Source organism: Andreprevotia lacus DSM 23236 (genome assembly GCF_900176275.1).
Taxonomy (GTDB): Bacteria; Pseudomonadota; Gammaproteobacteria; order Burkholderiales; family Chitinibacteraceae; genus Andreprevotia; species Andreprevotia lacus.
Map to the genome: position 1 here is coordinate 150621 of NZ_FWXD01000007.1, position 22678 is coordinate 173298.

The window sequence follows — 22678 nt, forward strand, 5'->3', positions numbered from 1 at the left end:
GCGGCGTCTCTTTATCAGTCAGGCCATTGTGCAGACACCGCCGGGCGGGCCGTATCGGGGAAAACGGTAGCTCGCCGCCACGGGCGATTTATTGGATAAAGACAGGGGCATGCTGCAACGGGGATTAATTCCGTTGTCTTATTTCCTTATTGCTACAAGAATTTTGCCCTTATAGCCAACGCCGCTAACATGGCGCTGCCGTGGCTACCCGTCACGGCAATTGTTTTTCAGGACCTGTCCATGACCAAGCCACAAGGGGCTGGTCGTGACGGGCTCTCAGGCACCCAAAAGGCTGCGCATTGATCGAATTCAAGCAAATCCATAAATCCTACCGTGTGGCCGGGCATGATGTACCGGCACTGAACGGCATCGACTTCCAGATTGGTGCCGGGGAAATCTTCGGCATCATCGGCCATTCCGGCGCCGGCAAATCGACGCTGGTGCGCCTGATCAACCTGCTGGAGCGCCCGAGCGCCGGCCAGGTCATCATCAACGGCACCGACATCACCGCGCTGGATGCCGCCGGCCTGCGCGCACAGCGCCAGCGCATCGGCATGATCTTCCAGCACTTCAATCTGCTCTCCAGCAAGACCGTGGCGCAGAACGTCGCCTTTCCGCTGGCGCTGGCTGGCGAGCACGGCAAAGCGCAGATCAAGGCACGCGTGGCTGCACTGCTGGCGCGCGTCGGCCTGACCGAGCATGCCGACAAATACCCGGCGCAGCTCTCTGGCGGGCAGAAGCAACGCGTCGGCATTGCCCGTGCACTGGCCACCGAACCGCAGATTCTGCTGTGCGACGAAGCCACCAGCGCGCTCGATCCGCAAACCACCCAGGCCGTGCTGCAACTGCTGGCCGATCTGAACCGCGAGCTCAAGCTCACCATCGTGCTGATCACGCACGAAATGGACGTGGTGCGGCGTATTGCCGACCGTGTGGCGGTACTCGATGCCGGCCAGGTGGCCGAGATCGGCCCGGTGGCCGAGGTCTTCCTGCACCCGCAGCACCCCACCACGCGCCGCTTTGTGCTGGAGGCAGAAAGCGTCGACGAAGGCGAGCAGGTGGATGACTACGCCCACGTGCCGGGCCGCATCGTACGGCTGACCTTTACCGGCGATGCCACCTACCAGCCGCTGCTGGGCGCGGTGGCACGTGATGCCGGCGTCGATTTCAGCATCCTTGCCGGCCGTATCGACCGCATCAAGGACACGCCCTATGGCCAACTCACGGTGGCCTTTACCGGTGGCGACGTGAATGCCGCTCTGCAACAATTAGCCGCGCGCGGTCTCAGCATTGAAGAGGTGCGCGCATGAACGCCCTGTTTGCCAACATAGACTGGAGCGACATCGGCCAGGCCGGGCTGGATACCCTGCTGATGCTGGGTGGCTCGCTGCTGTTCACGCTACTGCTGGGCCTGCCGCTGGGCGTGTTGTTGTTCCTCACCAGCAAGCGGCAGTTGCTGGCGCAACCGGTGGTATACGGCCTGCTGTCCTTCGTGGTGAACATCCTGCGCTCGGTACCGTTCGTGATCTTGCTGATCGTGATGATCCCGTTCACCGTCTTCATTGCCGGCACCTCGCTGGGCGTGGCAGGTGCAATTCCGCCACTGGTGGTCGGCGCCACGCCGTTCTTTGCCCGGCTGGTGGAAACCGCCTTGCGCGAGGTGGATCGCGGCATCATCGAAGCCACGCAGGCCATGGGCGCCACCACCACGCAGATCGTGCTGCGTGCGCTGCTGCCTGAGGCGCTGCCGGGCATTCTGGCTGGCGGCACCGTCACGGCGATCACGCTGGTGTCGTACGCGGCCATGTCTGGCGTGATCGGCGGCGGCGGGTTGGGCGATCTGGCCATCCGCTTTGGTTATCAGCGCTTCCAGACCGACGTGATGGTGGTAACCGTGCTGCTGTTGCTGATTCTGGTGCAAATCCTGCAAACCATCGGCGACAAGCTGGTGATCCACTTCTCACGCCGCTGAGGGCACGCATGTACCGACCACCCCGCGCCCTGCTGCCCTGTTGATCTGCAGTCTCGCAGGTCCTGATTTCACGGCTGGAGCCCCACCCGGCGCCGGCCAGCCCACTCTCCCACAAGGAACAAAACCATGAAAAAAACCCTCGCCGTACTCGCCGCTGCCCTCGCCTTTTCGGCCCACGCCGCCGACAAGCTCAGCATTGGCGCCACCGCCGTACCGCACGCGGAAATCCTCGAATTCGTGAAGCCGACCCTGGCCAAGCAAGGCGTGGACCTCGACATCAAGGTGTTCACCGACTATGTGCAGCCCAACGTGCAAGTGGCCGAAAAGAAGCTGGATGCCAACTTCTTCCAGCACAAGCCGTATCTGGATGAGTTCAACAAGGGCAAGGGCACCAATCTGGTGACCGTGGCCGGCGTGCATGTCGAGCCGTTCGGCGCCTATTCGACCAAGTTCAAGAAGCTGGCTGACCTGCCGGCCGGTGGCACCGTCGCCATCCCGAACGACGCCACCAACGGCGGCCGCGCGCTGCTGCTGCTGGACAAGGCCGGCGTGATCACGCTCAAGGACAAGAAGAACATCCTGGCCACACCGAAGGACATCGCGCAGAACCCGAAGAAGCTGAAGTTCAAGGAACTGGAAGCCGCCACCCTGCCGCGTATCCTCAACCAGGTTGATCTGGCGCTGATCAACACCAACTACGCGCTGGAAGCCAAGCTCAACCCGAGCAAGGACGCGCTGGCCATCGAAGGCAAGCAGTCGCCGTACGTCAACATCCTGGTGGCCCGCCCGGACAACAAGGACAGCGCCGCCATCAAGAAGCTGGCCGCTGCACTGAACAGCCCGGAAACCAAGCAGTTCATCGAGACCAAGTACAACGGCGCCGTGGTGCCGGCATTCTGATCATTGCAGATCAGATGCGTACACAAACCCGGCTCCGGCCGGGTTTTTTCATGTTCGGCAGGCACACATCGGCGATAATCGCCACATGATTGAACTCGACATCCTGTTGCTGGACAGCCGCGATGCCAGCGCCGAGGCGCTGGATGAACACGGTCTGTCCGCATCCACGCTAGCTCGGCTGGGCGATAACCCCTCGGCCGCGCGCCGGCAGCAACTGGTGCTGGGCCGGCGCCTGCTGGCGCTGGCCGCCAGTCGCGTGCTGGGCAGCGCAATCAGTGCAGGGCAGGTGATCGAGGGCGATGCGGGGTATCCCCACTTTGCGCTGGATGAGCCGCTGTTCGGCAATCTGTCGCACAGCGGGCCGTGGCTGGCGGCGGTGGTGTGCCGGCAAGGCCGCATCGGCATCGATCTCGAGCTGGCGCGCACACGCGATGTACACGCACTTGCCAAGCGCGCCTTCGATCCCTTGGACGCCGCCCTGGTCTGCCATGCAGCCAATAAAACAATGGCACAAAAGCTGTTCCTTGCCGGCTGGACATTGCGCGAGGCCGGCTACAAGGCGGGGCTGCGCAGCAGCGTGGTTGGCGCACCCGCCGTACTGACTGCGGATGGGCAAGCGGCAAGCAAATACGCGCAATTGCTGACCCAAAGTGTCCTGCGCGATGGCATGGCTGGGCAATTGCAGCTGGCCATCGTTGCACCTTTTCCCATCCATGCACGGCTGACGTCGCTTGGCTCGCTCTAGCTGGCAAGCACCACGGGTATTTATACGTCAGCCTGACGTGCGCATTTGGCAAGCAATATGACAACATCCTATAGTGCATCGGCATTCATTCCCGAGCACTACAGGAGTTGTCATGAGCAGCACCGACACCACTGCGCCCTACCGCATCCTCTCGCTTGATGGTGGCGGGCTGCGCGGCATCATTCCGCTGGTGGTGCTCAAACGCCTGGACGCTGCCCGGCCCGGCTGGCGCGACGGCATCAACATGTTTGCCGGCACCTCCACCGGTGCACTGATTGCACTGGGTTTGGCGAAGGGCATGACGCCGGACGCGCTGCTTGATATCTACGTCAACAAGGGTGGCTATATCTTTGCGCGCAGCCTGTGGCATGAAATCGTCACACTGGGCGGGCTGATTGGCCCCAAATATGCCAGCCACCATCGCGGCCACCTCAGTCACGAGATGCTGGGCGATGCGACGCTGGGCCACTTTCTGCGCGACGGCGGCCACAAGGGCCATGTGGTGGTGGCCAGCTTCAATGCCGAGGGCAGCAAAAAGGTGCACCGCTGGCGGCCCAAGATATTCCACAACCTGCCGGTGGCCAAGGGCGATAACGATGCAGAGGCCGTCGCGCATGAAGTGGCGATGTATACCTCGGCCGCCCCCACCTATTTCGGCGCGCATCGCGGCTATATCGACGGTGGGGTGTACGCCAACAACCCCAGCATGTGCGCACTGGCACAAACGCAGGACAGCCGGCTGCAAACGCCCATCCCGTTTGATACGGTGCATATGCTTTCACTGGGCACCGGCTACAGCGACACGTGCATTGATGGGTCCGAGCAATGGGGTGTGCTGGAATGGGCGCCCAAGCTGGTGAGCGTGTTGACCGATGGCGTGAACGAAGTGGCCGATTTCCAGGTGCGCCAGTTGCTGGGCGATGCACGTTACCAGCGTGTATCCGCCCCCTTGCAGGGCGACGTGAAGCTCGATGACGTCAATGCCATACCCGCATTGCTGCGCGCGGGCGAAGGCGCGGACATCACGCACGCCCTGCAGCTCATCAGCAGCTGGTAGTCGGCCAGCCCCACCCTGCCCCACGGAAGATTGCCATGCTCAATGCCGTCATTGACCTGTCACACCACAATACCATCAGCAGCTTTGCCGCCATCAAGGGCGCTGGCGTGCTTGGGGTGATCCACAAGGCCACCCAAGGCACTGGCTACACCGACCCCGCGTTTGCCGGCAACAGTACGCAAATCCAGGTCGCCGGCCTGCTGCTGGGCGCGTATCACTTTGGCGAGGGTGGTGATGCCGCGGCACAGGCCAGCCATTTCCTGTCTGTAGCCGGCAAAACGCCGCTGCTGGTGCTCGATTTCGAAGCCAACACGCAAGGCCAGACCATGAGCGTGGCCGAGGCCGAGCAGTTCGTGCAGCAGGTCTACAGCGCCACCGGCCGCTATCCGGGGCTGTATTCCGGCGCCAGCTTCCTCAAGCAGGCGCTGGCCGGGGCCGGCATCACCAGCCCGGCGCAAACGGTGCTGTCCAAATGCTGGCTATGGGTGGCCGAATACGCGGCCAGCCCGCAAATCCCACCACTGTGGCAGGACTGGACGCTATGGCAATACACCGATGGCGTGAACGGTGATGAGCCCAGGACGGTGGGCGGCGTCACGGGCGGCTGCGACCGCGATCAGTTCAACGGCAGCGCCGCGCAGCTGGCAGCACTCTGGCAAGGTCCGGCCAGCTGATCACGGCAAACGACAGGCATGAAAAAACCGGCCCTCGGGCCGGTTTTGCGGGCGGCGGACTGCCCAGTCATTCATGCGAGTACGTCTTCCTCCCCGTGCTGGCGCGACTCGATGAATTCTTCCAGTTTGCGGCGGCGCTCGGTCACCACGCGGTTGGCACGCGCGACGGCCTCTTTGGTAATGCCGCGCTGCGGGGGCTTGGACAGCTCCTGGATGACGCTCTGGAGCTGCAGAATGCCCGGCGTTACAGACTCACTCATGGTTCAACTTTCCTTGACGCTGAGGTGGACTGGACAGTGCGTTGCGATGCAACTAGGCAACACAACGAGTATGCGCCCGCCGGGTTACAAGTGATAGCGAAAATGGTATTGCCCCGCCAATCGGCTGCCTTACCGCCATGCAAGCCGCATCGGTACTGGGCTTGCGCAAACCGCCACGTTGCGGCCACGCGACACGCTCATGACAAGTCGTTTTGTACGGGCTATCCCTGACACGCGCCCGATGCCAGTGGTATCACGCAGGGCATGAAAAAGCCGCCCGAAGGCGGCTTTTTCAACAAGGATCAGAGCGTGCTGACCGGAATCTTGCCGATCTTGGCCTGCCATTCCTTCGGCGCAATGGCGTGCACCGAGGTACCGGTGTGGTCCACGGCCACAGTCACCGGCATATCGACCACGTCGAACTCGTAGATCGCTTCCATGCCCAGGTCTTCGAAGCCGACCACGCGGCTGCCCTTGATGGCCTTGGAAACGAGGTAGGCTGCGCCGCCCACCGCCATCAGGTACACCGACTGGTGCTTCTTGATCGCTTCCAGCGCAGTCGGGCCACGCTCGGCCTTGCCGATCATGCCCAGCAAGCCGGTCTGCGCCAGTACCTGCTCGGTGAACTTGTCCATGCGGGTCGCGGTGGTCGGGCCGGCCGGGCCGACGACTTCGTCGCGCACCGGGTCTACCGGGCCAACGTAGTAGATGAAGCGGTTGGTGAAGTCCACCGGCAGCTTCTCGCCCTTGTTGAGCATCTCCACCATGCGCTTGTGCGCGGCATCGCGGCCGGTCAGCATCTTGCCGTTCAAGAGCAGGGTCTGGCCCGGCTTCCACGAGGCGACTTCTTCGCGGGTGACGTTGTTCAGATCGACGCGGGTAGCGGCAGCAGACGGCGTCCAGGTCACATCCGGCCAGTCTTCCAGCTTGGGCGCTTCCAGTTGCGCCGGGCCCGAGCCATCCAGCGTGAAGTGCACGTGGCGGGTAGCGGCGCAGTTGGGGATCATGGCAACCGGCAGCGAGGCTGCATGGGTCGGATAATCCTTGATCTTCACATCCAGCACGGTGGCAAGGCCACCCAGGCCCTGCGCACCGATACCGAGTGCATTCACCTTCTCATACAGCTCGATGCGCAGTTCTTCGGCGCGATTCTGCGGGCCGCGTGCTATCAGCTCATGGATGTCGATCTCTTCCATCAGCGCTTCCTTGGCCATCAGCATGGCCTTTTCAGCGGTACCACCAATGCCGATGCCCAGCATGCCAGGCGGGCACCAGCCCGCGCCCATCAGCGGTACGGTCTTGAGCACCCAATCAACGATGCTGTCGGACGGGTTGAGCATGACGAACTTGGATTTGTTCTCAGAACCGCCGCCCTTGGCTGCGATGTCGATGTCGATGGTGTCGCCCGGTACCACTTCGTAGTGGATCACCGCCGGGGTGTTGTCCTTGGTGTTCTTGCGGCCACCGGCCGGGTCTTGCAGGATGGAGGCGCGCAGCTTGTTGTCCGGGTGCAGGTAAGCACGGCGCACGCCTTCGTTGATCATGTCGGTCACGCTCATCGTCGCGCCGGCCCACTGCACATTCATGCCGACGCGCACAAAACAGGTGACGATGCCGGTGTCCTGGCAGATGGGGCGATGGCCCTCTGCGCACATGCGGCTGTTGGTCAGGATTTGCGCAATGGCATCCTTGGCGGCCGGGCTTTCCTCGGCTTCATAAGCCTTGCCCAGTGCCTGGATATAGTCCTTGGGGTGGTAATAGCTGATGTACTGCAGGGCGTCGGCGATGCTGTCGATCAGATCGTCCTGGCGAATGACGGTCATGCTGTGCTCCGGAATAGCAGCGAACGAAAGCGGCGATTATACCTCGCCACGGCAACTATCCCTCACCGCACGTCATCAACTGTTCACTGCCCCAGTGCATCACGCACGGCCGGCAGCGTGCTCCAGAGCTTTTCGGCCAGCGCGCGCTTTTTGCTGTAGAAGCCGCGCGAGAAAATCAGGTAATCCGGCTTGAGCATCACGGGTGGATCGACGCGTTCTACCCTGGCGGCCCACTCGGGGTGCAAATCCAGCATGCGGTCACCGTCCCAGGTGATCAGCGCGATGGCTTCCACCCGTTCGTTCAGCAGCTTTTGCATCAACTGGGTTATGGAGCGGGTACTGTCGTCCAGTCGCAGGCCGGCCTCCTGCATTGGCACAGTCACCGAGTACCCGAACTGCACGCCGACCAGACCATTGATGCCGGTAAAGCGCTTGCCGTCCCAGCCCACGCTGCTGCCGCGCAAGCGATACAGGCTGTAGCTGTGCACGCCGAGGCGCCGCACCGGGTCGGCCTGGCCGTGCGCCATGGGGTAGACTGCGAACTCGAGCCGGTCCGGCGCATAACTGGCTGCCACGGCGCCGTCCCACATATTGGCACGCAATTCCATCTGGCAACGCAACCAGGCACGCCGGTGAAACTCCATCTGTATGCCGGTTTCACGCGCCAGCGCCTGCATGACCGCCAGATTCGGGTCTTGCTGCAAGCCGGCCTCGCCATCTGCGCCTTCCTGGTCATCCAGGCACAGGCGCAGCGTTTCGGCGCGACAGCAAGCCAGTGTCAGCAGCATAATCACAGCGAAACCGAACCCGTGCATGATGGCGCCCCTCCACCCCGACGGCACGCGGGGTGCTGCTGCTCATCGTAGCAGCCGGCCCGATGCTGACAAGCACAGCCGCTGACTGGCGGACTGCCCACAATCATCTAGATGAAACATCATCCGGTTATCATACGTGCTTACATCCATTCCAAGGTTGATGATATGGTCGAACGGGGTTCGGGCGTTTCACTGTGGCGCCAGATCGAAGAAACGCTTGCTGCCGATATCGCGGCCAAAACCTTGCGCGAGCGTCTGCCCAACGAGATCGAGCTGGCGGGCCGCTTTGGCGTAAACCGCCACACCATCCGCCGTGCCGTGCAGGCGCTGGAAGGGCGCGGGCTGGTGCGTATCGAGCAGGGGCGCGGCACTTTCGTGCAGGAAGACCTGATCGATTACCGCCTTGGCCACAAAAGCCGCTTTACGCACAGCCTGCAAACCCAGCGGCTGACCGGTGGCAGCCGCGTGCTTGGTCACGACGAGGTGATTGCACGCGAGAACATCAGCAGCCTGCTTGAGCTGCCGGCGCACAGCCGCGTGCTCAAGGTGGAATCGCTTGATCTGGTGGACGAGCGCGTGGTGGGCGTGTGTACGCAGTATTTTCCGCTGCCGCGCTTTGCCGGCTTTGCCGAGCCTTATGCCGAAAGCGGCTCAACGGTGCTGACCCTGCGCGAGTTCGGCATCGTCGAATGCCGCCGCAAGCTGTCACGCGTCACCGCACGCCTGCCCAAGCCCGAAGTGGCACAGCAACTGGCACAGCCCAAGACGCAGCCCATCCTGTACGTGGAAAGCGTGTATGCCGATGCCGATGGCGTGCCCATCGAATACGGCATCACCCGCTTTGCCGGCGATGCGATCCAGCTGTTCATCGAGCCGGAGCAGTAAGCCCGCCACCTTGCCCGAATGATGAGCAGCCCGCATGCCGGGCTGTTCCGCGCGGGCATGGCCCGCTTAGAATGGCAGCATGGATGCCATCACTGCCTATCTGGCCAGCCAGCCCGTTTTCTCCACGGCCGGATTGACGTGCTTTGTCGTTGCCGGCCTGCCAGTGGGCTGGCTGGAAGCGACCACGGTCGACTACCTGCTGGCGCATGACCCGCGCTTTGCCCTGCAGGACCAGGCGCTGCATCTGGCCCACGAGCTAGCGCAGCACGAGCGCTCCGCCCTGTTGCAAGCCACCGCCGAAGCCATGCAGTTGGCGGGGCTGATCCGTGGCTGGCGCAATGAGCGCTATACCTGTTACGCAGCAGATGGCGCAGGCGGGCTGGATTTGCAGCACCCCTTGTTCGAGCTGGAGCGCGCCGCCTTCCGCCGCTTCGGCCTGTGCAGCCGGGCGGTGCATATCAATGGCTACACCGCCGATGGCAGGCTGTGGCTGGGCCGCCGCGCTGCGACCAAGAGCATAGACCCGAACAAACGCGACAATCTCGCTGCCGGCGGCCTGCCGACCGGCGAAACCGTGCTTGGCTGCGTAATCCGTGAATTGTGGGAAGAAGCCGGCGTGCCGGCCGAGCTCGCTTGCCAGGCCGTCGAAATCGAGGCGCTGCGCACTACACGTAACGAAGCCGACGGCACGCACGACGAGATCATTTACTGTTTCGACCTGCTGCTGCCCGACGACTTCACCCCGCACAATACCGATGGCGAAGTCGCCGGCTTCAGCGCGCTGCCGGCCAGTGATGCGGCCCCACTGCTGCCCGAGTTCACCTGGGATGCGGGCCTGGTTACCGCGCGCTTCCTGCTGCGGCAGGCTGGTGCATGAGGTTGTTCGTCGGCCTGCCCCTGCCCGCCGGCGTTGCGCACGCGGTGGCCAGCGTACGCGACGAAATGCATGCCAGCATGGGTGGCAAGCCATCGACCACCGCCAATCTGCACCTGACCTTGGCGTTCCTTGGGGAGGGCAATGTGCAAATGGTGCAGCAGCTGCGCCAGTTGCTCGCAGCGCTGCCGACAGCAGCCTTCGAGATCACGCTGGATGTGCTGGGCGATTTCAAGCGCGGCCAGATCGTCTGGCTGGGCAGCCAGCAGCCGCACGCTGCGCTATTGCAACTGGCCGAGGCACTGCGCATGGCACTGGATGCCGCTGGCATCGTCTATGACCCGCAGCCCTTTGCGCCACACGTTACGCTGCTGCGCAAGGGCCAGCCGATCCGGGCGGCCTTGCTGCAGGCAATCCACTGGCCGGTGAGCGAGCTGGCACTTTACGTGTCCGAATCCAGCCCGGATGGCGTGCAGTACCGGCCACTCTATCAGCGTTCATTGACCGCCTGACGCCGGCAGGCCGCGCTCAGGATTGCTCAAGCGCGGGCTGGAGCGCCACGGCCGGCTGGGGCACTGCAGCCACTTCGGCCGATGCACCAGCCGGCCTGCTAGCGGGTTCGTCATCCGGATCGTTTGCGGCAATGTCGCTGCCATTGGTTTCGGGCAACAAGGCGGCCCCCAGCAGCAAGGTCGTGCCGATCACCAGCAGCGGATACCACAGCCCGGCATACAGGCCGCCATTGCGCGCAACCATGGCAAACGCCACCGGTGCCAGAAAGCCGCCAAACCAGCCATAGCCCAGGTGATACGGCAGCGACATCGAGGTATAGCGGATGCGTGGCGGAAACAGCTCGGCCAGCTGTGCAGCCAGTGGCCCGTAGGTCATGCTGGCCAGTACCACCAGCACCGTCAGCAACAGCAGCACCATGGGCTTGTTGACGGCAGCCGGGTCGGCCTGTGCCGGATAGGCGGCTTTTTCGAGCCCGGCCTCCAGCGCCTGCTGGAATACGGCGATGCGCGACTGCAGCTCGGCCCCTTTCAACCCGGCGCCGTCGAAGCTGGCAATCACCTGAGCACCGATCACCACCTGCGTGGGCGTACCCGCTACGGCAACATCATTGCCGTAGGGGATGCCACGCAATGCCAGCGCCGATTTGGCAATGTCGCAGGCAGAATCGAAACGCGCGGTGCCGATCGGGTCGAACAGGAAATGGCAGGTCGCCGGATCGGCCACCACCAGCACCGGGCTGTTGCGCTCCGCCTGGGCAATGGCCGGATTGGCGTAATGGGTCAGCGCCTTGAAAATGGGCAGATAGCACACCGCTGCCAACAGCAGGCCGGCCAGAATGACCGGCTTGCGGCCGATGCGGTCGGACAGGTGGCCGAACACCACAAAGCATGGCGTACCGATCAGCAGCGCTGCGGCCATCAGCAAATCGGCCGTTTGTGGATCGACGCGCAAAGTCTGCTTGAGGAACAGCAGGGCGTAAAACTGGCTGGTGTACCAGATGGCCGCCAGCCCGGCGATGGAGCCGAACAACACGATGAAGGCGCGCTTGAGGTTGCGCCGGTTGCCAAACGCCTCAGTCAGCGGTGCGCGCGATTGCCGCCCCTCCTGCTTGATGCGCTGGAATACCGGCGATTCCTGCAGGTGCATGCGGATATACAGCGACACACCCAGCAGAATGAACGACAGCAGGAAAGGCACGCGCCAGCCCCACTCGTCAAAGCCATCGCCAATCAACGAGCGGCACGCGAGGATCACCAGCAGCGACAAAAACAGGCCAAAGGTGGCTGTCGTCTGTATCCAGCCTGTATAGCGGCCGCGCTGGTCATTGGGCGCATGCTCGGCCACGTAGACCACCGCGCCGCCGTATTCCCCGCCCAGCGCCAGCCCCTGCAGCAAACGCAGGGCGATCAGCAGCACCGGGGCGAACACGCCGACTTGTGCATAGGTGGGCAGGAAACCGACCGCAGCGGTCGATAGCCCCATCACCAGAATGGTGGCGAGGAAAGTATGCTTGCGGCCGATCAGGTCGCCCAGCCGGCCGAATACGATGGCGCCCAGCGGCCGCACCGCAAAGCCGGCTGCAAACGCCAGCAGCGCAAAAATGAAACCAGTGGTTTCGTTCACGCCGGCAAAGAACTGCCGGCTGATGATGGCGGCCAGCGCGCCGTACAGATAAAAGTCATACCACTCGAACACGGTGCCGAGTGATGCAGCGAGGATGACCTTGCGCTCATCCCCGGAAAGACTGCTTGTTGCCGACCACATGATCCGTCTCCCCAACTTTGCGCACAGCCGCCCCATGTCGGGGCGCGCCGGTCATCGTTGCCCTGCGGGTGATAAAGATCAACTGCAACAGAGTGATAGTGGTTTAAGCACAACAATGTCATGGGTATTGCAGCGCCACCAGCAAAACCCTGCTGGCTGCGTTGCGCTCACTTGCCGTACGGCGTGTACTGTCTGCGTTTCGCGCGTCTTGCCAGCACCGTTGCACCGGGGTTTGCCGGCGGCGCTAAACGGCCACCGGATTCTCCGCGTGCGCGCACCACTCGCTCCACGAGCCAGGGTAAAGCCGCCCGCCCGGCAGGCCGGCCACGGCCAGCGCCAGCAGGTTGTGGCAGGCCGTCACGCCCGAACCACACTGGTGCACGATGGCCGTGTGCGGTACATCGCCCAGCACCGCTTGCCATTCGTTGCGCAACGCTTCGGCCGGCTTGAAGCGACCATCGGCTGCCAGGTTGTGCTGGAAGAAGCGATTGCCCGCGCCGGGGATATGCCCACCCACCGGGTCCAGCGTTTCACCCCGGCCGGCGTAGCGATCCGGGCTGCGTGCATCCACCAGCAGAAACTGCGCGTCGTCCAGATTGGCGCGCACCTGCGCCATGTCCACCTTGATCTCATTGCGCAGCGCCGGCTCAAACGTGGTGCTCTGCGGCTCGACACTGGCGGCATCGATCGCGTCGCCTGCGGCCTGCCATGCGGCCCAGCCGCCGTCGAGCACCTGCACCGCATCGTGCCCCAGCCATTGCAACAGCCACCACAAGCGCGCGGCAAACATGCCGCCTGATGCATCGTAGGCCACCACGCGGCTGTCATTGCTGATGCCCTGCTGCCCCAGCCAGTGCGCCAGCACATCCGCATCCGGCAGCGGGTGGCGACCATTGCTGCCGGTCTTGGCGCCGGACAAGTCCAGATCGAGGTGCGCAAAGCGCGCCCCGGCGATATGTGCCTCGGCATAGGCGTTGCGGCCGGCCTCGGGGTTGGCCAGATCGTGACGGCAATCGACGATGACCAGCTTGGGGTCATCCAGTTGCGCCAGCAGCTCGCTGGTGGAAATCAAAGGCAACATCGCAACATCCTCGGGACAAGGGGCAAGACAGATGGAAGGCAGAGGCAACAACGCCCTCCAGCGGAGGGCGTTGCAAGGTTAGAGCAAGCAGGCAGGCGGGGCAATTCCCGCCACCGCCAAACTCCGCTTAGCGCTCTACGGCCAGCGCCACGCCCATGCCACCGCCGATGCACAGCGTAGCCAGGCCCTTCTTGGCATCGCGGCGTTGCATTTCGTGCAGCAGGGTGACCAGCACGCGCGCGCCGGAAGCGCCGATCGGGTGGCCCAGCGCAATCGCGCCGCCGTTCACGTTGACGCGGTTCCAGTCCCACTTCAGCTCGCGGGCCACGCCCAGCGCCTGTGCGGCGAATGCTTCGTTGGCTTCGATCAGGTCGATCTGGTCGAGGCTCCAGCCGGTGCGGGCCAGTACGCGCTGGGTCGCCGGCACCGGGCCCATGCCCATGATGCTCGGATCAACACCAGCCGAAGCAGCTGCACGGATGGTGGCCAGCGGCTTGAGGCCCAGAGCGTCGGCGCGTTCACGCGTCATCAGCAGCACGGCAGCGGCGCCGTCGTTGATGCCCGACGCGTTGCCGGCGGTCACGGTACCTTCCTTGTCGAAGGCCGGGCGCAGCTTGGCCAGGCCTTCCATGGTGGCGTTGGTCTTGATGAACTCGTCATCCTTGAACACCACCGGGTCGCCCTTCTTTTGCGGAATGGTCACCGGCACGATTTCATCGGCAAAGCGGCCGGCAGCTTGTGCAGCGGCAGCCTTTTGCTGGCTGGACAGTGCCAGTTCGTCTTGCTCGGTACGGCTGATGCCGTACTTCTTGGCGATGTTCTCGGCGGTCACGCCCATGTGGTAGCTGTTGTATACGTCGGTCAGGCCGTCGTAGACCATGGTGTCGATCAGTTGCGTGTTGCCCATGCGGAAACCGTCGCGCGAGCCCGGCAGGATGTGCGGGGTGGCGCTCATGTTTTCCTGGCCGCCGGCGATGACGATGTCGCTCTCGCCCGACAGAATGGCTTGCAGGCCGAGTGCAACGGCCTTCAGGCCAGAGCCGCAAACCTGGTTGATGGTGAGAGCCGGGGTGCTGTCCGGCAGGCCGGCGCGGCGCAGCGCCTGGCGGGCCGGGTTCTGGCCCAGGCCAGCGGTCAGCACGTTGCCGAGAATGACTTCGCTGACGAGGTCGGCCGATACGCCGCTCTTTTCCAGCAGCGATTTGATCACGATGGCGCCCAGCTCCGGGGCGGCCACTTTGGCCAGGCTGCCGCCGAAATTGCCCAGTGCGGTGCGTTGAGCGGCAACGATTACGATGTCAGTCATGGTGTTCAGTCCTATTATCTGGTGTTGAGCTGGCCGAATCGTTGTAGAAGAGGCGGCCGGCAAATTCAAATCAGTATTGCGACTACTGTGTGAGAGCCGACAGTGGGCGCAGCAGTTTGCCGCGCCCGATGAACGGCATGGCAATCAGCCCAGACGGGCGCTTACGTAGCGGCCCGGTGCCGGCTCAATGGCCTTGTACTTGGTGCTGCCCAGCGTTTTTTTGGCGGCAACCTGCTTGCCGGCCTGCGGGGCCAGCCACAGTGCCCAGTCCTGCCACCAGCTGCCCGGACGCGATTCGGCACCTTCAAACCACTGTTCCGGCTCGGCCGCCAGATTGTCGTTCACCCAGTAGTTGCGCTTGTTGCTGGTCACCGGATTGATGGTGCCGGCGATGTGGCCGGATGCACCGAGCACGAAGCGCAGCGGGCCCTTGAACAGACGCGTGGTGCCATAGGCCGATTGCCACGGCACGATATGGTCTTCACGCGCGGCAAATACATAGGTCGGCAAGGTGACGTCGCGCAAGTCGATGGGCACCCCGCACAGGCTGAAGCTGCCCGGCTTGATCAGGTTGTTCTCCAGATACATGTTCTTGAGGAAGAACGTGTGCATGGGCAACGCGAGGTTGGCCGAGTCGTTGTTCCAGTACAAGAGGTCGAACGGCGGCGGTGTCTTGCCCTTCAGGTAGTTGTTGACCACGTAGTTCCAGATCAGGTCATTGGCGCGCAGCGCGGCGAAGGTGCGCGCCAGCTCCTTGCCCGATACCACGCCGCCGGTATCCGGGTTGGCGGCAATCTGTGCTTCGCGCTGGCGCACGATGTTCCAGTCGATGAAGTGCTTGATGTCGCCCGGCTCGGTGTGGTCGATGATGACGGTCATCAGCGTGAGCGATTCAAACCAGTCCAGCCCGCGCGCCTGCATGACCGGGATCGACGTCGACACCAGCTCGCCGCCGATGCAGAACGACAGCACGTTCATTTTTTCGCGCTTGGTGATATCGCGCACCACTTCGGCGGCCTTGATCACGCCGGATTCGACGTAGTCATCCCACTGCAGGTGGCCCTGTTCGGCCTCGATGGACTTCCAGGACACCAGGAAAGTAGTGTGGCCCTGCTCCACCACCCAGCGCACCATGGAGTTATCCGGCTGCAGGTCCATGATGTAGTACTTGTTCACGCACGGGGGCACGATCAGCAGCGGGGTTTCGTACACCTTGTCGGTGCTGGGCGAGTACTGCAGCAGCTGGAACAGATCGTTCTCGAACACCACCGCGCCCGGCGTCACTGCCAGGTTCTTGCCGACTTCGAACAGGCTCTCGTCGGTCATGGTGATGCTGCCGCGCTGCACGTCCTCCAGCATCTTCTTCATGCCTTCCTGCAGGCTCTCGCCCTTGGACTCGATGGCGAGCTTGAGCACTTCGGGATTGGTGATGGCAAAGTTGGCCGGGCTGATCGCATCCAGATACTGGCGCGTGAAGTAGGCCAGCTTCTCCTTGGCCAGCTCATCAGCCTGTGTTTGCCCCACCAGGTCCATCAACCAGCGTGAGCTGAGCAGATAGCTTTGCTTCAGATAGGCGTAAAGCGGTTGTTCCCACTCCGGCGCGTTGAAACGGCGATCACCCTTCTCCGGCTCGACCTTGTTTTCCAGCGGCTTGGCGCCAATCAGCCCCAGCCACAGATCCAGGTGCTGGCGATAATAATCGGCGTGGGTTTCCAGCCAGTTGGCGGGCAAGCCATGCGCCAGCGGGAAGTTGGCAGGCGCGGCGGCCAGCGGCGGAACAGACTGGTTCCAGCTTTGCCACCAGCGCGAGTTGGCGTCATTCAGATGCTGGAAAAGCACGTCAAGCGAGTTCGAAGGCAACACCGTAAAACTCCATTCGGATTTGAGTACATGCAGGTTAAATGTCAATCATGCACCGAAATTGTTGCACTGCAGCGTAAAAAAATCTACCAGTCGACGAAAGGCTGATGCAATTTCTAAAGAAGCACTTCGCAAATGCCACCGTACTGCTTGATTTTGCATGACATTTTCAAATTGCTTGGTTAGAATCAGTAGTATCTGATATGACAGATCGAACTTGGCTTTATTACTACAGGTTCCGATCTTTGCGCGCACCCGGAGGTTTACATGCGCCGCCCAACACTGATTATTTGCACGCTGACTGCAGCAGTCTCGTTATTGCTGTCCCCGCTCAGCGTCGCTGCCGGCAAATCCCATCCTGCCACCAGCAAAAAAACCGCCGCCGTACACAGCAGCAAAGCCGGCAAACAAGTTGCCAAGAGCACCGCTCACGGCAAGAAACTCGCCGCCAAGCCGCGTGGCGTGGTCACGCGCTCGGCCATCGCCAATGCACGCCACAGCGTGCACGTGGCCAAGGCTTCGACCCTGCCGAGCACACTGGATAACCCCGGCGTGCAGTCGTCGGGCGTGCTGGTGCTGAACGAAACCAGCGGCGAGGTGATCTACGAAAAGAACGCCGACAACGTCACCCCGATTGCCTCCATCACCAAGCTGATGACGGCGATGGTGACGCTGGACGCGCATCTGCCGATGAACCAGCTGATCACCATCGAGGATGACGATACCGACACCCTCAAGGGCACCAGCTCGCGCCTGACCGTCGGCACCACGCTGACCCGCGCCGAGGTACTGCTGCTGGCACTGATGTCATCGGAAAACCGCGCCGCTGCCGCACTGTCGCGCACCTACCCCGGTGGCCGCGAACTGTTCATCCGCAAGATGAACGAAAAAGCCGGCCAGCTGGGCATGCGCAACACGCGTTTCTATGATTCGACCGGCCTGACACCGAACAATGTCTCCACCCCGCGCGATCTGGCGCTGATGGTGAAGGCCGCGCACACCTACGCGGAAATCCACCACTTCACCACGTCGAGCGAATACACCTTCATCTCCAGCGCCACCGGCCGTGAGCTGACCTTCCGCAACACCAACCCGCTGGTGAAGGATGACGACTGGCAGATCGGCGTATCCAAGACCGGTTTCATCAACGAAGCCGGCCGCTGCCTGGTGATGCAGGCCACCATCGACGACACCCCGGTGGTAATGATCCTGCTCGACTCCAACGGCAAGTACACCCGCATTGGCGATGCCACCCGCGTGCGCAAATGGCTGGAAAGCAGCCCGGTGGCCAAGTTGAAGGCCGGTTGATCCTGCGGTTCACGCCAAAAAAAACGCCCGGTTCAACCGGGCGTTTTTTATTTGGTGCAGTGACTGATTCAGTCCACAAACCCCATCACCCACGCCTTGAACTGGCCGGACGACATGGCGCCGTTCAGGCGCTCGATCTGCTGGCCGCGATCAAAGGCGATCAGCGTAGGAATGCTGCGGATCTGGAATTGCGCGCCCAGCGCCTGCTCGGCGTCCGTGTCCACCTTGATGAAGATGGCTTTTTTGCCGAAGTATTCCGCAGCCGACGCGAACGACGGCGCAAACACCTGGCAGGGGCCGCACCAGGTGGCCCAGAAGTCGATGATTACCGGCACGCTGGCATGCTTGATGATTTCCGGCACGTTCTCCGTTGTACCGACCAGCGGCTTGCCGCTCAGCAGCGGCTCGTGACAGGCGCCGCAATTGGGGGCTTCTTTCAGGCGGGGGGCTTCCAGCCGGTTGCCAGCTTGGCAATGAGGGCAGGCAATGATCATGACAATTCCTTTCCAACCGCATTGAGCGGGATTTTCAGATAGCGCGTGCCGTTGTCGTCCGGCTCGGGCAGATGGCCGGCCCGAATGTTGACCTGCAGCGACGGCAGAATCAAGACCGGCATGTCCAGCGTGGCATCACGCGCCTGGCGCATGGCAATGAAGTCGGCACGGCGGGTGGCCGCGTTCAGGTGGATGTTGCCGGCTTTTTGCGCGGCAATGCTCGATTCGGCCTGCACCATGCTGCGCCCGGCAGGCAGGTAGTCATGGCAGGCAAAGAAGCGCGTGCTGTCGGGCAATGCGTACAGCTTTTGCACCGAATCGTAGAGCGCGCCGACATCGCCGCCAGGGAAGTCGCAGCGCGCGCTGCCCACATCGGGCGGAAACAGCGTATCGCCGGCAAATAGTGCATCGCCAACCAGATAGGCAACGTCGGCCGGCGTGTGGCCGGGCACGAACAGCGCGCGCGCCTGCATGCTGCCGATCTGGAACACCTCGTCTTCATCGAACAGCACATCGAACTGGCGGCCATCGGCGCTGAAGCTGCCGTCCAACCCGTAAAGTTTCTTGAATACCTGCTGCACCAGCGTGATGTGCTTGCCGATGGCAATGCGCCCGCCCAGTTCGCCCTGCAGCCAGGCAGCGGCCGACAGATGATCGGCATGGGCGTGTGTCTCCAGTATCCAGTCCAGCGTCAGCTGTTGCTGGCGCACGAAGTCGGCCAGTTGCTGCGCCGAGCGGGAGCCGGTGCGGCCAGACTTGGGGTCATAGTCCAGCACCGGGTCGATGATGGCTGCATGGCCACCGGCCTGCTCATACACCACGTAGCTGAAGGTGGAAGTACGCGGATCGAAAAAGGTCTGGACCTTGGGCTGCATGACGGCCTCCTGATAATGTATTTGCAAATATTATATTTTTTAATATATTATTTCAAGCGTACCTGTTTCATGTGTTCAATACCATGCTCAACACCACGCAACTTGAACAGCTTCGCCAGGCTGCCGGCAATGCCAGCGGCCTGATGAAGGTGCTTGCCAATCCTGATCGACTGCTGCTGCTGTGCCAGCTGGTCGATGGCGAACTCTGCGTATCTGATTTCGAGGCCCGCACCGGCATCACTCAGCCCACCTTGTCGCAGCAACTGGGCGTGCTGCGCAACGAAGGGCTGGTCGAGACCCGCCGCGACGGCAAGCGCATTTTCTATCGTCTTGCCAGCGACAATGTGCTGCGCGTCCTGCGCGTGCTGTATGAGATTTATTGCCCAGCGCCCGATGCGGCGCAATCCGACTCGCATTGAGGGAGCAAACAATGCAAATAGACTGGTTTCACTTCACCCCCTGGACCGCCTTGGGCGGCGGCGCACTGATCGGCCTGTCGGCCGGCCTGTTCGCACTGCTGGCTGGGCGTATTGCCGGCATCAGCGGCATTCTGGGCGGCCTGTTCACGCTGGATGGCTGGCAAAGCGCGCAGCGCTGGCGGCTGATGTTCGTGCTGGGCATGGCGCTGGCAGCCGGGCTGTATCTGCTGCGCTTTCCCAGCCCGGACTTCGCCCTGTCGGCCAGCCCGGTACTGAGCATCGTTGCCGGTCTGCTGGTCGGTGTCGGCACGCGCTATGCACAGGGCTGCACCAGCGGCCACGGCGTGTGCGGCTTGTCGCGGCTGTCGCTGCGTTCGCTGGCAGCCGTACTCAGCTTCATGGGAGCCGGTTTCATCACCGTATTCGTACTGCGCCACGTACTGGCCTGAGGACTGATCATGCGTAATCTGATTGCATTGCTGGCCGGCCTGCTGTTTGGCCTTGGCCTGATCGTGTCCGGCATGGCCAACCCGGCCAAGGTGCAGGGCTTTCTTGATCTGGCCGGTTATTGGGACCCCAGCCTTGCGCTGGTGATGGCCGGCGCCATCGGCGTGGCCACGCCCTTGTTCTGGCTGGCGCGCCGCCGCAGCCAGACGGTGCTGACACACGAGCCCATGCAGCTGCCCGCCAACACCACCATAGACCGCAAGCTGCTGCTGGGCAGCGCCGCCTTCGGCATCGGCTGGGGGCTGGCCGGCATCTGCCCCGGCCCGGCGCTGGTCGCCATCGCGCTGGGCAAGCACAGCGTGCTGCCCTTTCTGCTGGCCATGCTGGCCGGCATGCTGATCCACACCCGCCTGCAACGATGAACACGCTGCGGCAGTTGCTGCCACGCCTGCTGCCCATTGCGGGCTGGCTGCCACGCTATACCGTGCAGCGCTTCGGTGCCGATCTGGCCGCCAGCGTGGTGGTGGCCGTGCTGTTGATCCCGCAAAGCGTTGCGTATGCGCTGATTGCCGGCCTGCCGCCACAAGCCGGCCTGTATGCCAGCACCCTGCCCTTGCTGGTGTACGCGCTGTTGGGCAGCAGCATGACCCAATCGGTCGGGCCGATGGCGCTGACTTCCTTGATGACGGCCAGCGCCATCGCGCCGCTGATCGCAAGCGGCATGACGCCACAGGCCGCAGCAGCGGCACTGGCGCTGATTTCCGGCGCCGCCTTGCTCGGCTTTGGGCTGCTGCGGCTGGGTTTCCTCACCCACTTCCTGTCGCTGCCGGTGGTGTCCGGCTTTACCAGCGGCACGGCGCTGTTGATCGCGGCCGGGCAATGGCACACGCTGTTTGCCGATGCAGCCAGCTTCGGGGTGATCGCGCTGGCGCTACTGGTATTCAGCAGCGACGGCCTGCCACGTTTGCTGCCCGGCGGCCGCAGCAGCTGGCTGCTGGCCCGCGCTGCGCCATTGCTCGCGCTGATCCTGCTGACGGTCTGGGCCGCGTGGCACGGCGGCATCAGCACACTGGGCAGCCTGCCCGCCGGCCTGCCGGGCTGGCAGTGGCCGGCAGTCACGCTGGAACAGGCGCGCAGTATGCTGCTGCCCGCGATGCTGGTCGGCCTGGTGGGCTTTCTGCAAAGCATCACCATTGCCCAGACGCTGGCGCTGCAGCGGCAGGAAACCTTGCAGCCCGATCAGGAGCTGATCGCGCTGGGCGCCAGCAATATCGCTGCCGCCTGTGTCGGCGGGCTGCCGGTCAGCGGCGGTTTTTCACGCACTGCGGTGAACGCGCAGGCCGGTGCACAAACGCCGCTGGCCGGTGTGATGACGGCGGGCTGGATCATGCTGGCCGCACTGTGGCTGGGTCAATGGCTGGCGCTGATCCCCAAGGCGGCACTGGCCGCTACCATCATGCTGGCAGCGTTCAAGCTGCTGGATTGGCGCATGCTGCGCGCAACCTGGCAGTTCAGCCGGCGTGACGTGGCTGCGCTGGTCGGCACCCTGCTGGCAACGGTGCTGCTGGGCGCGGTTGAAGGGGTAGCAATCGGCGTGCTGCTGTCGCTGGCCTTGTTCATTTATCGCACCAGCCGGCCGCAGGTGGTGCAACTGGGGCGGCTGCCGGGTAGCGAACACTTCCGCAACGTCAGGCTTTACGAGGTGGAAACCCACCCAGGCGTGCTGCTGGTGCGCATCGACGAACAACTGTATTTCGGCAATACCCGCCATATCGAAAGCGCGCTGACCGCGCTGTTGGCCGAACACGGTGACGTGCGCGACCTGGTACTGGTGCTCTCTGCCGTCAACGATGTCGATTTCAGCGGGGCCGACTGGCTGATGCGCCTGCAGCCCATCCTGCGCACGCGCGGCATACGCATCCACCTTGCCGAGGTCAAAGCCCGGGTGCGCAAGCAGCTGGAGCGCGGCCACGTGCTGCAGGCGCTGGATGGCGAGGTCTTTCTCAGCAGCCACCAGGCATTCTGCACGCTGGCCACCGGACATACGCCGGACTACGAAATCTGAGCCAGGGCGGCATCAAGCCACGTCGGAGGCCGCCCCGCCCACCGGCTTGATGTGGGCCAGTCTGCGTGCCGCAGCGGCAAGCAGGCTGCGCGCATACAACCGGTGGAAACCGGACAGCAAGTAAAACGGCAAGCCCATGCGGCCGTTGCGGCCCGGCACCACGGCCGAACCGAACAGCAGCACGGTGGACGATACCGGCAGATCGGTCGCCGGCATCACCTTGAACCATGAGCGCGTTCTACCCGCCGCCACCAGCAGCTCATCGGCTGTTCGGCCTTCCACGCGCCAGGCCGAGAAGGTTTGCACTGCCCCTTGTGCCAGCGCGGCAGCATCGGCATCGCTGGCCGGCAAACCAAGTGCGCGCGCCAGCAACCAGCGCTCCAGCTTGAACAGGCCGGAGGTGTAAAAGGATTCGACAAACTGCGCCAACGACGTGCTGCCCGGCAGGGTGACGCAATAGCAATCGGTGTAGCCCGGCTGGCTGGCATAACTGCCCAGCAAGGTGTTGGATGGGAGTCTGCAGCGCATGACCGACATGATG

The 22678-nt window shown here is 63.1% G+C and carries 24 protein-coding genes and 1 pseudogene; 15 read left to right on the plus strand and 10 right to left on the minus strand.

Annotated features, from left to right (window positions below; genetic code table 11):
• Positions 1-299: 299 nt before the first annotated feature.
• The 7 genes and pseudogenes from B9A19_RS23435 to B9A19_RS07745 all read left to right on the plus strand — a co-directional run.
• Positions 300-1031: pseudogene (locus B9A19_RS23435) on the plus strand (methionine ABC transporter ATP-binding protein); the annotation flags it as partial.
• A 45-nt stretch (positions 1032-1076) separates the two neighbouring features.
• Complete coding sequence (locus B9A19_RS23510) at positions 1077-1310, plus strand: NIL domain-containing protein (protein WP_308418221.1); 234 nt, start codon at positions 1077-1079, stop codon at positions 1308-1310.
• Complete coding sequence (locus B9A19_RS07725; RefSeq protein WP_084090206.1) at positions 1307-1972, plus strand: methionine ABC transporter permease; 666 nt, start codon at positions 1307-1309, stop codon at positions 1970-1972. Before B9A19_RS23510 ends, B9A19_RS07725 begins: the two co-directional genes overlap by 4 nt.
• A 126-nt stretch (positions 1973-2098) precedes the next feature.
• Positions 2099-2872: a MetQ/NlpA family ABC transporter substrate-binding protein gene (locus tag B9A19_RS07730; RefSeq protein ID WP_084090207.1), complete on the plus strand. Its 774-nt coding sequence runs from the start codon at positions 2099-2101 to the stop codon at positions 2870-2872.
• Positions 2873-2957: 85 nt separating this feature from the next.
• Positions 2958-3617, plus strand: a complete 660-nt coding sequence (locus tag B9A19_RS07735; protein ID WP_084090208.1) for a 4'-phosphopantetheinyl transferase family protein — start codon at positions 2958-2960, stop codon at positions 3615-3617.
• 112 nt (positions 3618-3729) lie between these two features.
• The gene (locus tag B9A19_RS07740; protein ID WP_084090209.1) at positions 3730-4674 is read left to right on the plus strand and encodes a patatin-like phospholipase family protein; all 945 of its coding nucleotides are present in this window, start codon (positions 3730-3732) and stop codon (positions 4672-4674) included.
• A gap of 35 nt (positions 4675-4709) precedes the next feature.
• Complete coding sequence (locus B9A19_RS07745) at positions 4710-5348, plus strand: glycoside hydrolase family 25 protein (protein ID WP_084090210.1); 639 nt, start codon at positions 4710-4712, stop codon at positions 5346-5348.
• A 71-nt stretch (positions 5349-5419) separates the two neighbouring features.
• Here the strand turns inward: B9A19_RS07745 and B9A19_RS07750 are convergent, their stop codons facing one another.
• The 3 genes from B9A19_RS07750 to B9A19_RS07760 all read right to left on the minus strand — a co-directional run bounded on the left by B9A19_RS07750 (position 5420) and on the right by B9A19_RS07760 (position 8246).
• Positions 5420-5608, minus strand: coding sequence for a hypothetical protein (locus B9A19_RS07750; RefSeq protein ID WP_084090211.1), 189 nt, complete (start codon positions 5606-5608; stop codon positions 5420-5422).
• Between the two features lie 302 nt (positions 5609-5910).
• Entirely contained in the window at positions 5911-7431 is a 1521-nt protein-coding gene (locus B9A19_RS07755; RefSeq protein ID WP_084090212.1) for a fumarate hydratase, read from the minus strand.
• Between the two features lie 83 nt (positions 7432-7514).
• Entirely contained in the window at positions 7515-8246 is a 732-nt protein-coding gene (locus tag B9A19_RS07760; RefSeq protein ID WP_139798723.1) for a transporter substrate-binding domain-containing protein, read from the minus strand.
• A 165-nt stretch (positions 8247-8411) separates the two neighbouring features.
• On the opposite strand from B9A19_RS07760, the gene phnF reads away from it, so the two are divergent.
• The 3 genes from phnF (at position 8412) to thpR (ending at position 10517) form a co-directional block, all read left to right on the plus strand.
• Complete coding sequence (gene phnF / locus B9A19_RS07765) at positions 8412-9131, plus strand: phosphonate metabolism transcriptional regulator PhnF (RefSeq protein ID WP_084090214.1); 720 nt, start codon at positions 8412-8414, stop codon at positions 9129-9131.
• Positions 9132-9210: 79 nt separating this feature from the next.
• Positions 9211-10008 (plus strand): NUDIX hydrolase, encoded by a 798-nt coding sequence (locus B9A19_RS07770; protein ID WP_084090215.1) that lies wholly within the window; start codon positions 9211-9213, stop codon positions 10006-10008.
• On the plus strand, positions 10005-10517 hold the full coding sequence (gene thpR / locus B9A19_RS07775; RefSeq protein ID WP_084090216.1) for an RNA 2',3'-cyclic phosphodiesterase: 513 nt from the start codon (positions 10005-10007) through the stop codon (positions 10515-10517). Before B9A19_RS07770 ends, thpR begins: the two co-directional genes overlap by 4 nt.
• A 16-nt stretch (positions 10518-10533) precedes the next feature.
• Here the strand turns inward: thpR and B9A19_RS07780 are convergent, their stop codons facing one another.
• From B9A19_RS07780 to phaC, 4 genes are all read right to left on the minus strand, one after another.
• Positions 10534-12282 carry an MFS transporter gene (locus tag B9A19_RS07780; protein WP_084090217.1) on the minus strand — a complete coding sequence of 583 codons (1749 nt, stop codon included), beginning with the start codon at positions 12280-12282 and terminating at the stop codon, positions 10534-10536.
• A 244-nt stretch (positions 12283-12526) separates the two neighbouring features.
• Entirely contained in the window at positions 12527-13363 is an 837-nt protein-coding gene (locus B9A19_RS07785) for a sulfurtransferase (protein WP_084090218.1), read from the minus strand.
• A 127-nt stretch (positions 13364-13490) separates the two neighbouring features.
• Complete coding sequence (locus tag B9A19_RS07790; protein WP_084090219.1) at positions 13491-14669, minus strand: acetyl-CoA C-acetyltransferase; 1179 nt, start codon at positions 14667-14669, stop codon at positions 13491-13493.
• Positions 14670-14813: 144 nt separating this feature from the next.
• Complete coding sequence (phaC, locus tag B9A19_RS07795) at positions 14814-16532, minus strand: class I poly(R)-hydroxyalkanoic acid synthase (RefSeq protein WP_084090220.1); 1719 nt, start codon at positions 16530-16532, stop codon at positions 14814-14816.
• A gap of 264 nt (positions 16533-16796) precedes the next feature.
• Here phaC and pbpG point away from each other — a divergent pair, with 264 nt between their 5' ends.
• Positions 16797-17837 (plus strand): D-alanyl-D-alanine endopeptidase, encoded by a 1041-nt coding sequence (pbpG, locus tag B9A19_RS07800; protein ID WP_084090221.1) that lies wholly within the window; start codon positions 16797-16799, stop codon positions 17835-17837.
• A 68-nt stretch (positions 17838-17905) separates the two neighbouring features.
• On the opposite strand, the gene trxC is transcribed toward pbpG, so the two are convergent.
• On the minus strand, positions 17906-18331 hold the full coding sequence (gene trxC, locus B9A19_RS07805) for a thioredoxin TrxC (RefSeq protein ID WP_084090222.1): 426 nt from the start codon (positions 18329-18331) through the stop codon (positions 17906-17908).
• Positions 18328-19206 (minus strand): MBL fold metallo-hydrolase, encoded by an 879-nt coding sequence (locus B9A19_RS07810; RefSeq protein WP_084090247.1) that lies wholly within the window; start codon positions 19204-19206, stop codon positions 18328-18330. Before B9A19_RS07810 ends, trxC begins: the two co-directional genes overlap by 4 nt.
• 83 nt (positions 19207-19289) lie before the next feature.
• Between B9A19_RS07810 and B9A19_RS07815 the strand changes: the two genes are divergently transcribed.
• The 4 genes from B9A19_RS07815 to B9A19_RS07830 are packed head-to-tail and all read left to right on the plus strand — an operon-like array spanning position 19290 to position 22137.
• On the plus strand, positions 19290-19625 hold the full coding sequence (locus B9A19_RS07815; RefSeq protein WP_084090248.1) for an ArsR/SmtB family transcription factor: 336 nt from the start codon (positions 19290-19292) through the stop codon (positions 19623-19625).
• An 11-nt stretch (positions 19626-19636) separates the two neighbouring features.
• Positions 19637-20074 (plus strand): YeeE/YedE family protein, encoded by a 438-nt coding sequence (locus B9A19_RS07820; protein ID WP_084090223.1) that lies wholly within the window; start codon positions 19637-19639, stop codon positions 20072-20074.
• A gap of 9 nt (positions 20075-20083) precedes the next feature.
• The gene (locus B9A19_RS07825) at positions 20084-20494 is read left to right on the plus strand and encodes a YeeE/YedE family protein (protein ID WP_084090224.1); all 411 of its coding nucleotides are present in this window, start codon (positions 20084-20086) and stop codon (positions 20492-20494) included.
• The gene (locus tag B9A19_RS07830; RefSeq protein ID WP_084090225.1) at positions 20491-22137 is read left to right on the plus strand and encodes a SulP family inorganic anion transporter; all 1647 of its coding nucleotides are present in this window, start codon (positions 20491-20493) and stop codon (positions 22135-22137) included. Before B9A19_RS07825 ends, B9A19_RS07830 begins: the two co-directional genes overlap by 4 nt.
• Positions 22138-22149: 12 nt before the next feature.
• On the opposite strand, the gene B9A19_RS07835 is transcribed toward B9A19_RS07830, so the two are convergent.
• On the minus strand, positions 22150-22665 hold the full coding sequence (locus tag B9A19_RS07835; protein WP_139798724.1) for a DUF2867 domain-containing protein: 516 nt from the start codon (positions 22663-22665) through the stop codon (positions 22150-22152).
• Positions 22666-22678 lie beyond the last annotated feature (13 nt).

Coding starts and splice junctions, on each gene's coding strand:
- trxC (WP_084090222.1), bottom strand. CDS start 18,331: ATGATCATTGCCTGCCCTCATTGCCAAGCTGGCAACCGGCTGGAAGCC.
- B9A19_RS07785 (WP_084090218.1), bottom strand. CDS start 13,363: ATGTTGCCTTTGATTTCCACCAGCGAGCTGCTGGCGCAACTGGATGAC.
- pbpG (WP_084090221.1), top strand. CDS start 16,797: ATGCGCCGCCCAACACTGATTATTTGCACGCTGACTGCAGCAGTCTCG.
- B9A19_RS07730 (WP_084090207.1), top strand. CDS start 2,099: ATGAAAAAAACCCTCGCCGTACTCGCCGCTGCCCTCGCCTTTTCGGCC.
- B9A19_RS07820 (WP_084090223.1), top strand. CDS start 19,637: ATGCAAATAGACTGGTTTCACTTCACCCCCTGGACCGCCTTGGGCGGC.
- B9A19_RS07750 (WP_084090211.1), bottom strand. CDS start 5,608: ATGAGTGAGTCTGTAACGCCGGGCATTCTGCAGCTCCAGAGCGTCATC.
- B9A19_RS07810 (WP_084090247.1), bottom strand. CDS start 19,206: ATGCAGCCCAAGGTCCAGACCTTTTTCGATCCGCGTACTTCCACCTTC.
- B9A19_RS07760 (WP_139798723.1), bottom strand. CDS start 8,246: ATGCACGGGTTCGGTTTCGCTGTGATTATGCTGCTGACACTGGCTTGC.
- B9A19_RS07835 (WP_139798724.1), bottom strand. CDS start 22,665: ATGCGCTGCAGACTCCCATCCAACACCTTGCTGGGCAGTTATGCCAGC.
- B9A19_RS07830 (WP_084090225.1), top strand. CDS start 20,491: ATGAACACGCTGCGGCAGTTGCTGCCACGCCTGCTGCCCATTGCGGGC.
- B9A19_RS07755 (WP_084090212.1), bottom strand. CDS start 7,431: ATGACCGTCATTCGCCAGGACGATCTGATCGACAGCATCGCCGACGCC.
- B9A19_RS07790 (WP_084090219.1), bottom strand. CDS start 14,669: ATGACTGACATCGTAATCGTTGCCGCTCAACGCACCGCACTGGGCAAT.
- B9A19_RS07745 (WP_084090210.1), top strand. CDS start 4,710: ATGCTCAATGCCGTCATTGACCTGTCACACCACAATACCATCAGCAGC.
- B9A19_RS07740 (WP_084090209.1), top strand. CDS start 3,730: ATGAGCAGCACCGACACCACTGCGCCCTACCGCATCCTCTCGCTTGAT.
- B9A19_RS07770 (WP_084090215.1), top strand. CDS start 9,211: ATGGATGCCATCACTGCCTATCTGGCCAGCCAGCCCGTTTTCTCCACG.
- B9A19_RS07825 (WP_084090224.1), top strand. CDS start 20,084: ATGCGTAATCTGATTGCATTGCTGGCCGGCCTGCTGTTTGGCCTTGGC.
- phnF (WP_084090214.1), top strand. CDS start 8,412: ATGGTCGAACGGGGTTCGGGCGTTTCACTGTGGCGCCAGATCGAAGAA.
- B9A19_RS07780 (WP_084090217.1), bottom strand. CDS start 12,282: ATGTGGTCGGCAACAAGCAGTCTTTCCGGGGATGAGCGCAAGGTCATC.
- thpR (WP_084090216.1), top strand. CDS start 10,005: ATGAGGTTGTTCGTCGGCCTGCCCCTGCCCGCCGGCGTTGCGCACGCG.
- B9A19_RS07815 (WP_084090248.1), top strand. CDS start 19,290: ATGCTCAACACCACGCAACTTGAACAGCTTCGCCAGGCTGCCGGCAAT.
- B9A19_RS07725 (WP_084090206.1), top strand. CDS start 1,307: ATGAACGCCCTGTTTGCCAACATAGACTGGAGCGACATCGGCCAGGCC.
- B9A19_RS07735 (WP_084090208.1), top strand. CDS start 2,958: ATGATTGAACTCGACATCCTGTTGCTGGACAGCCGCGATGCCAGCGCC.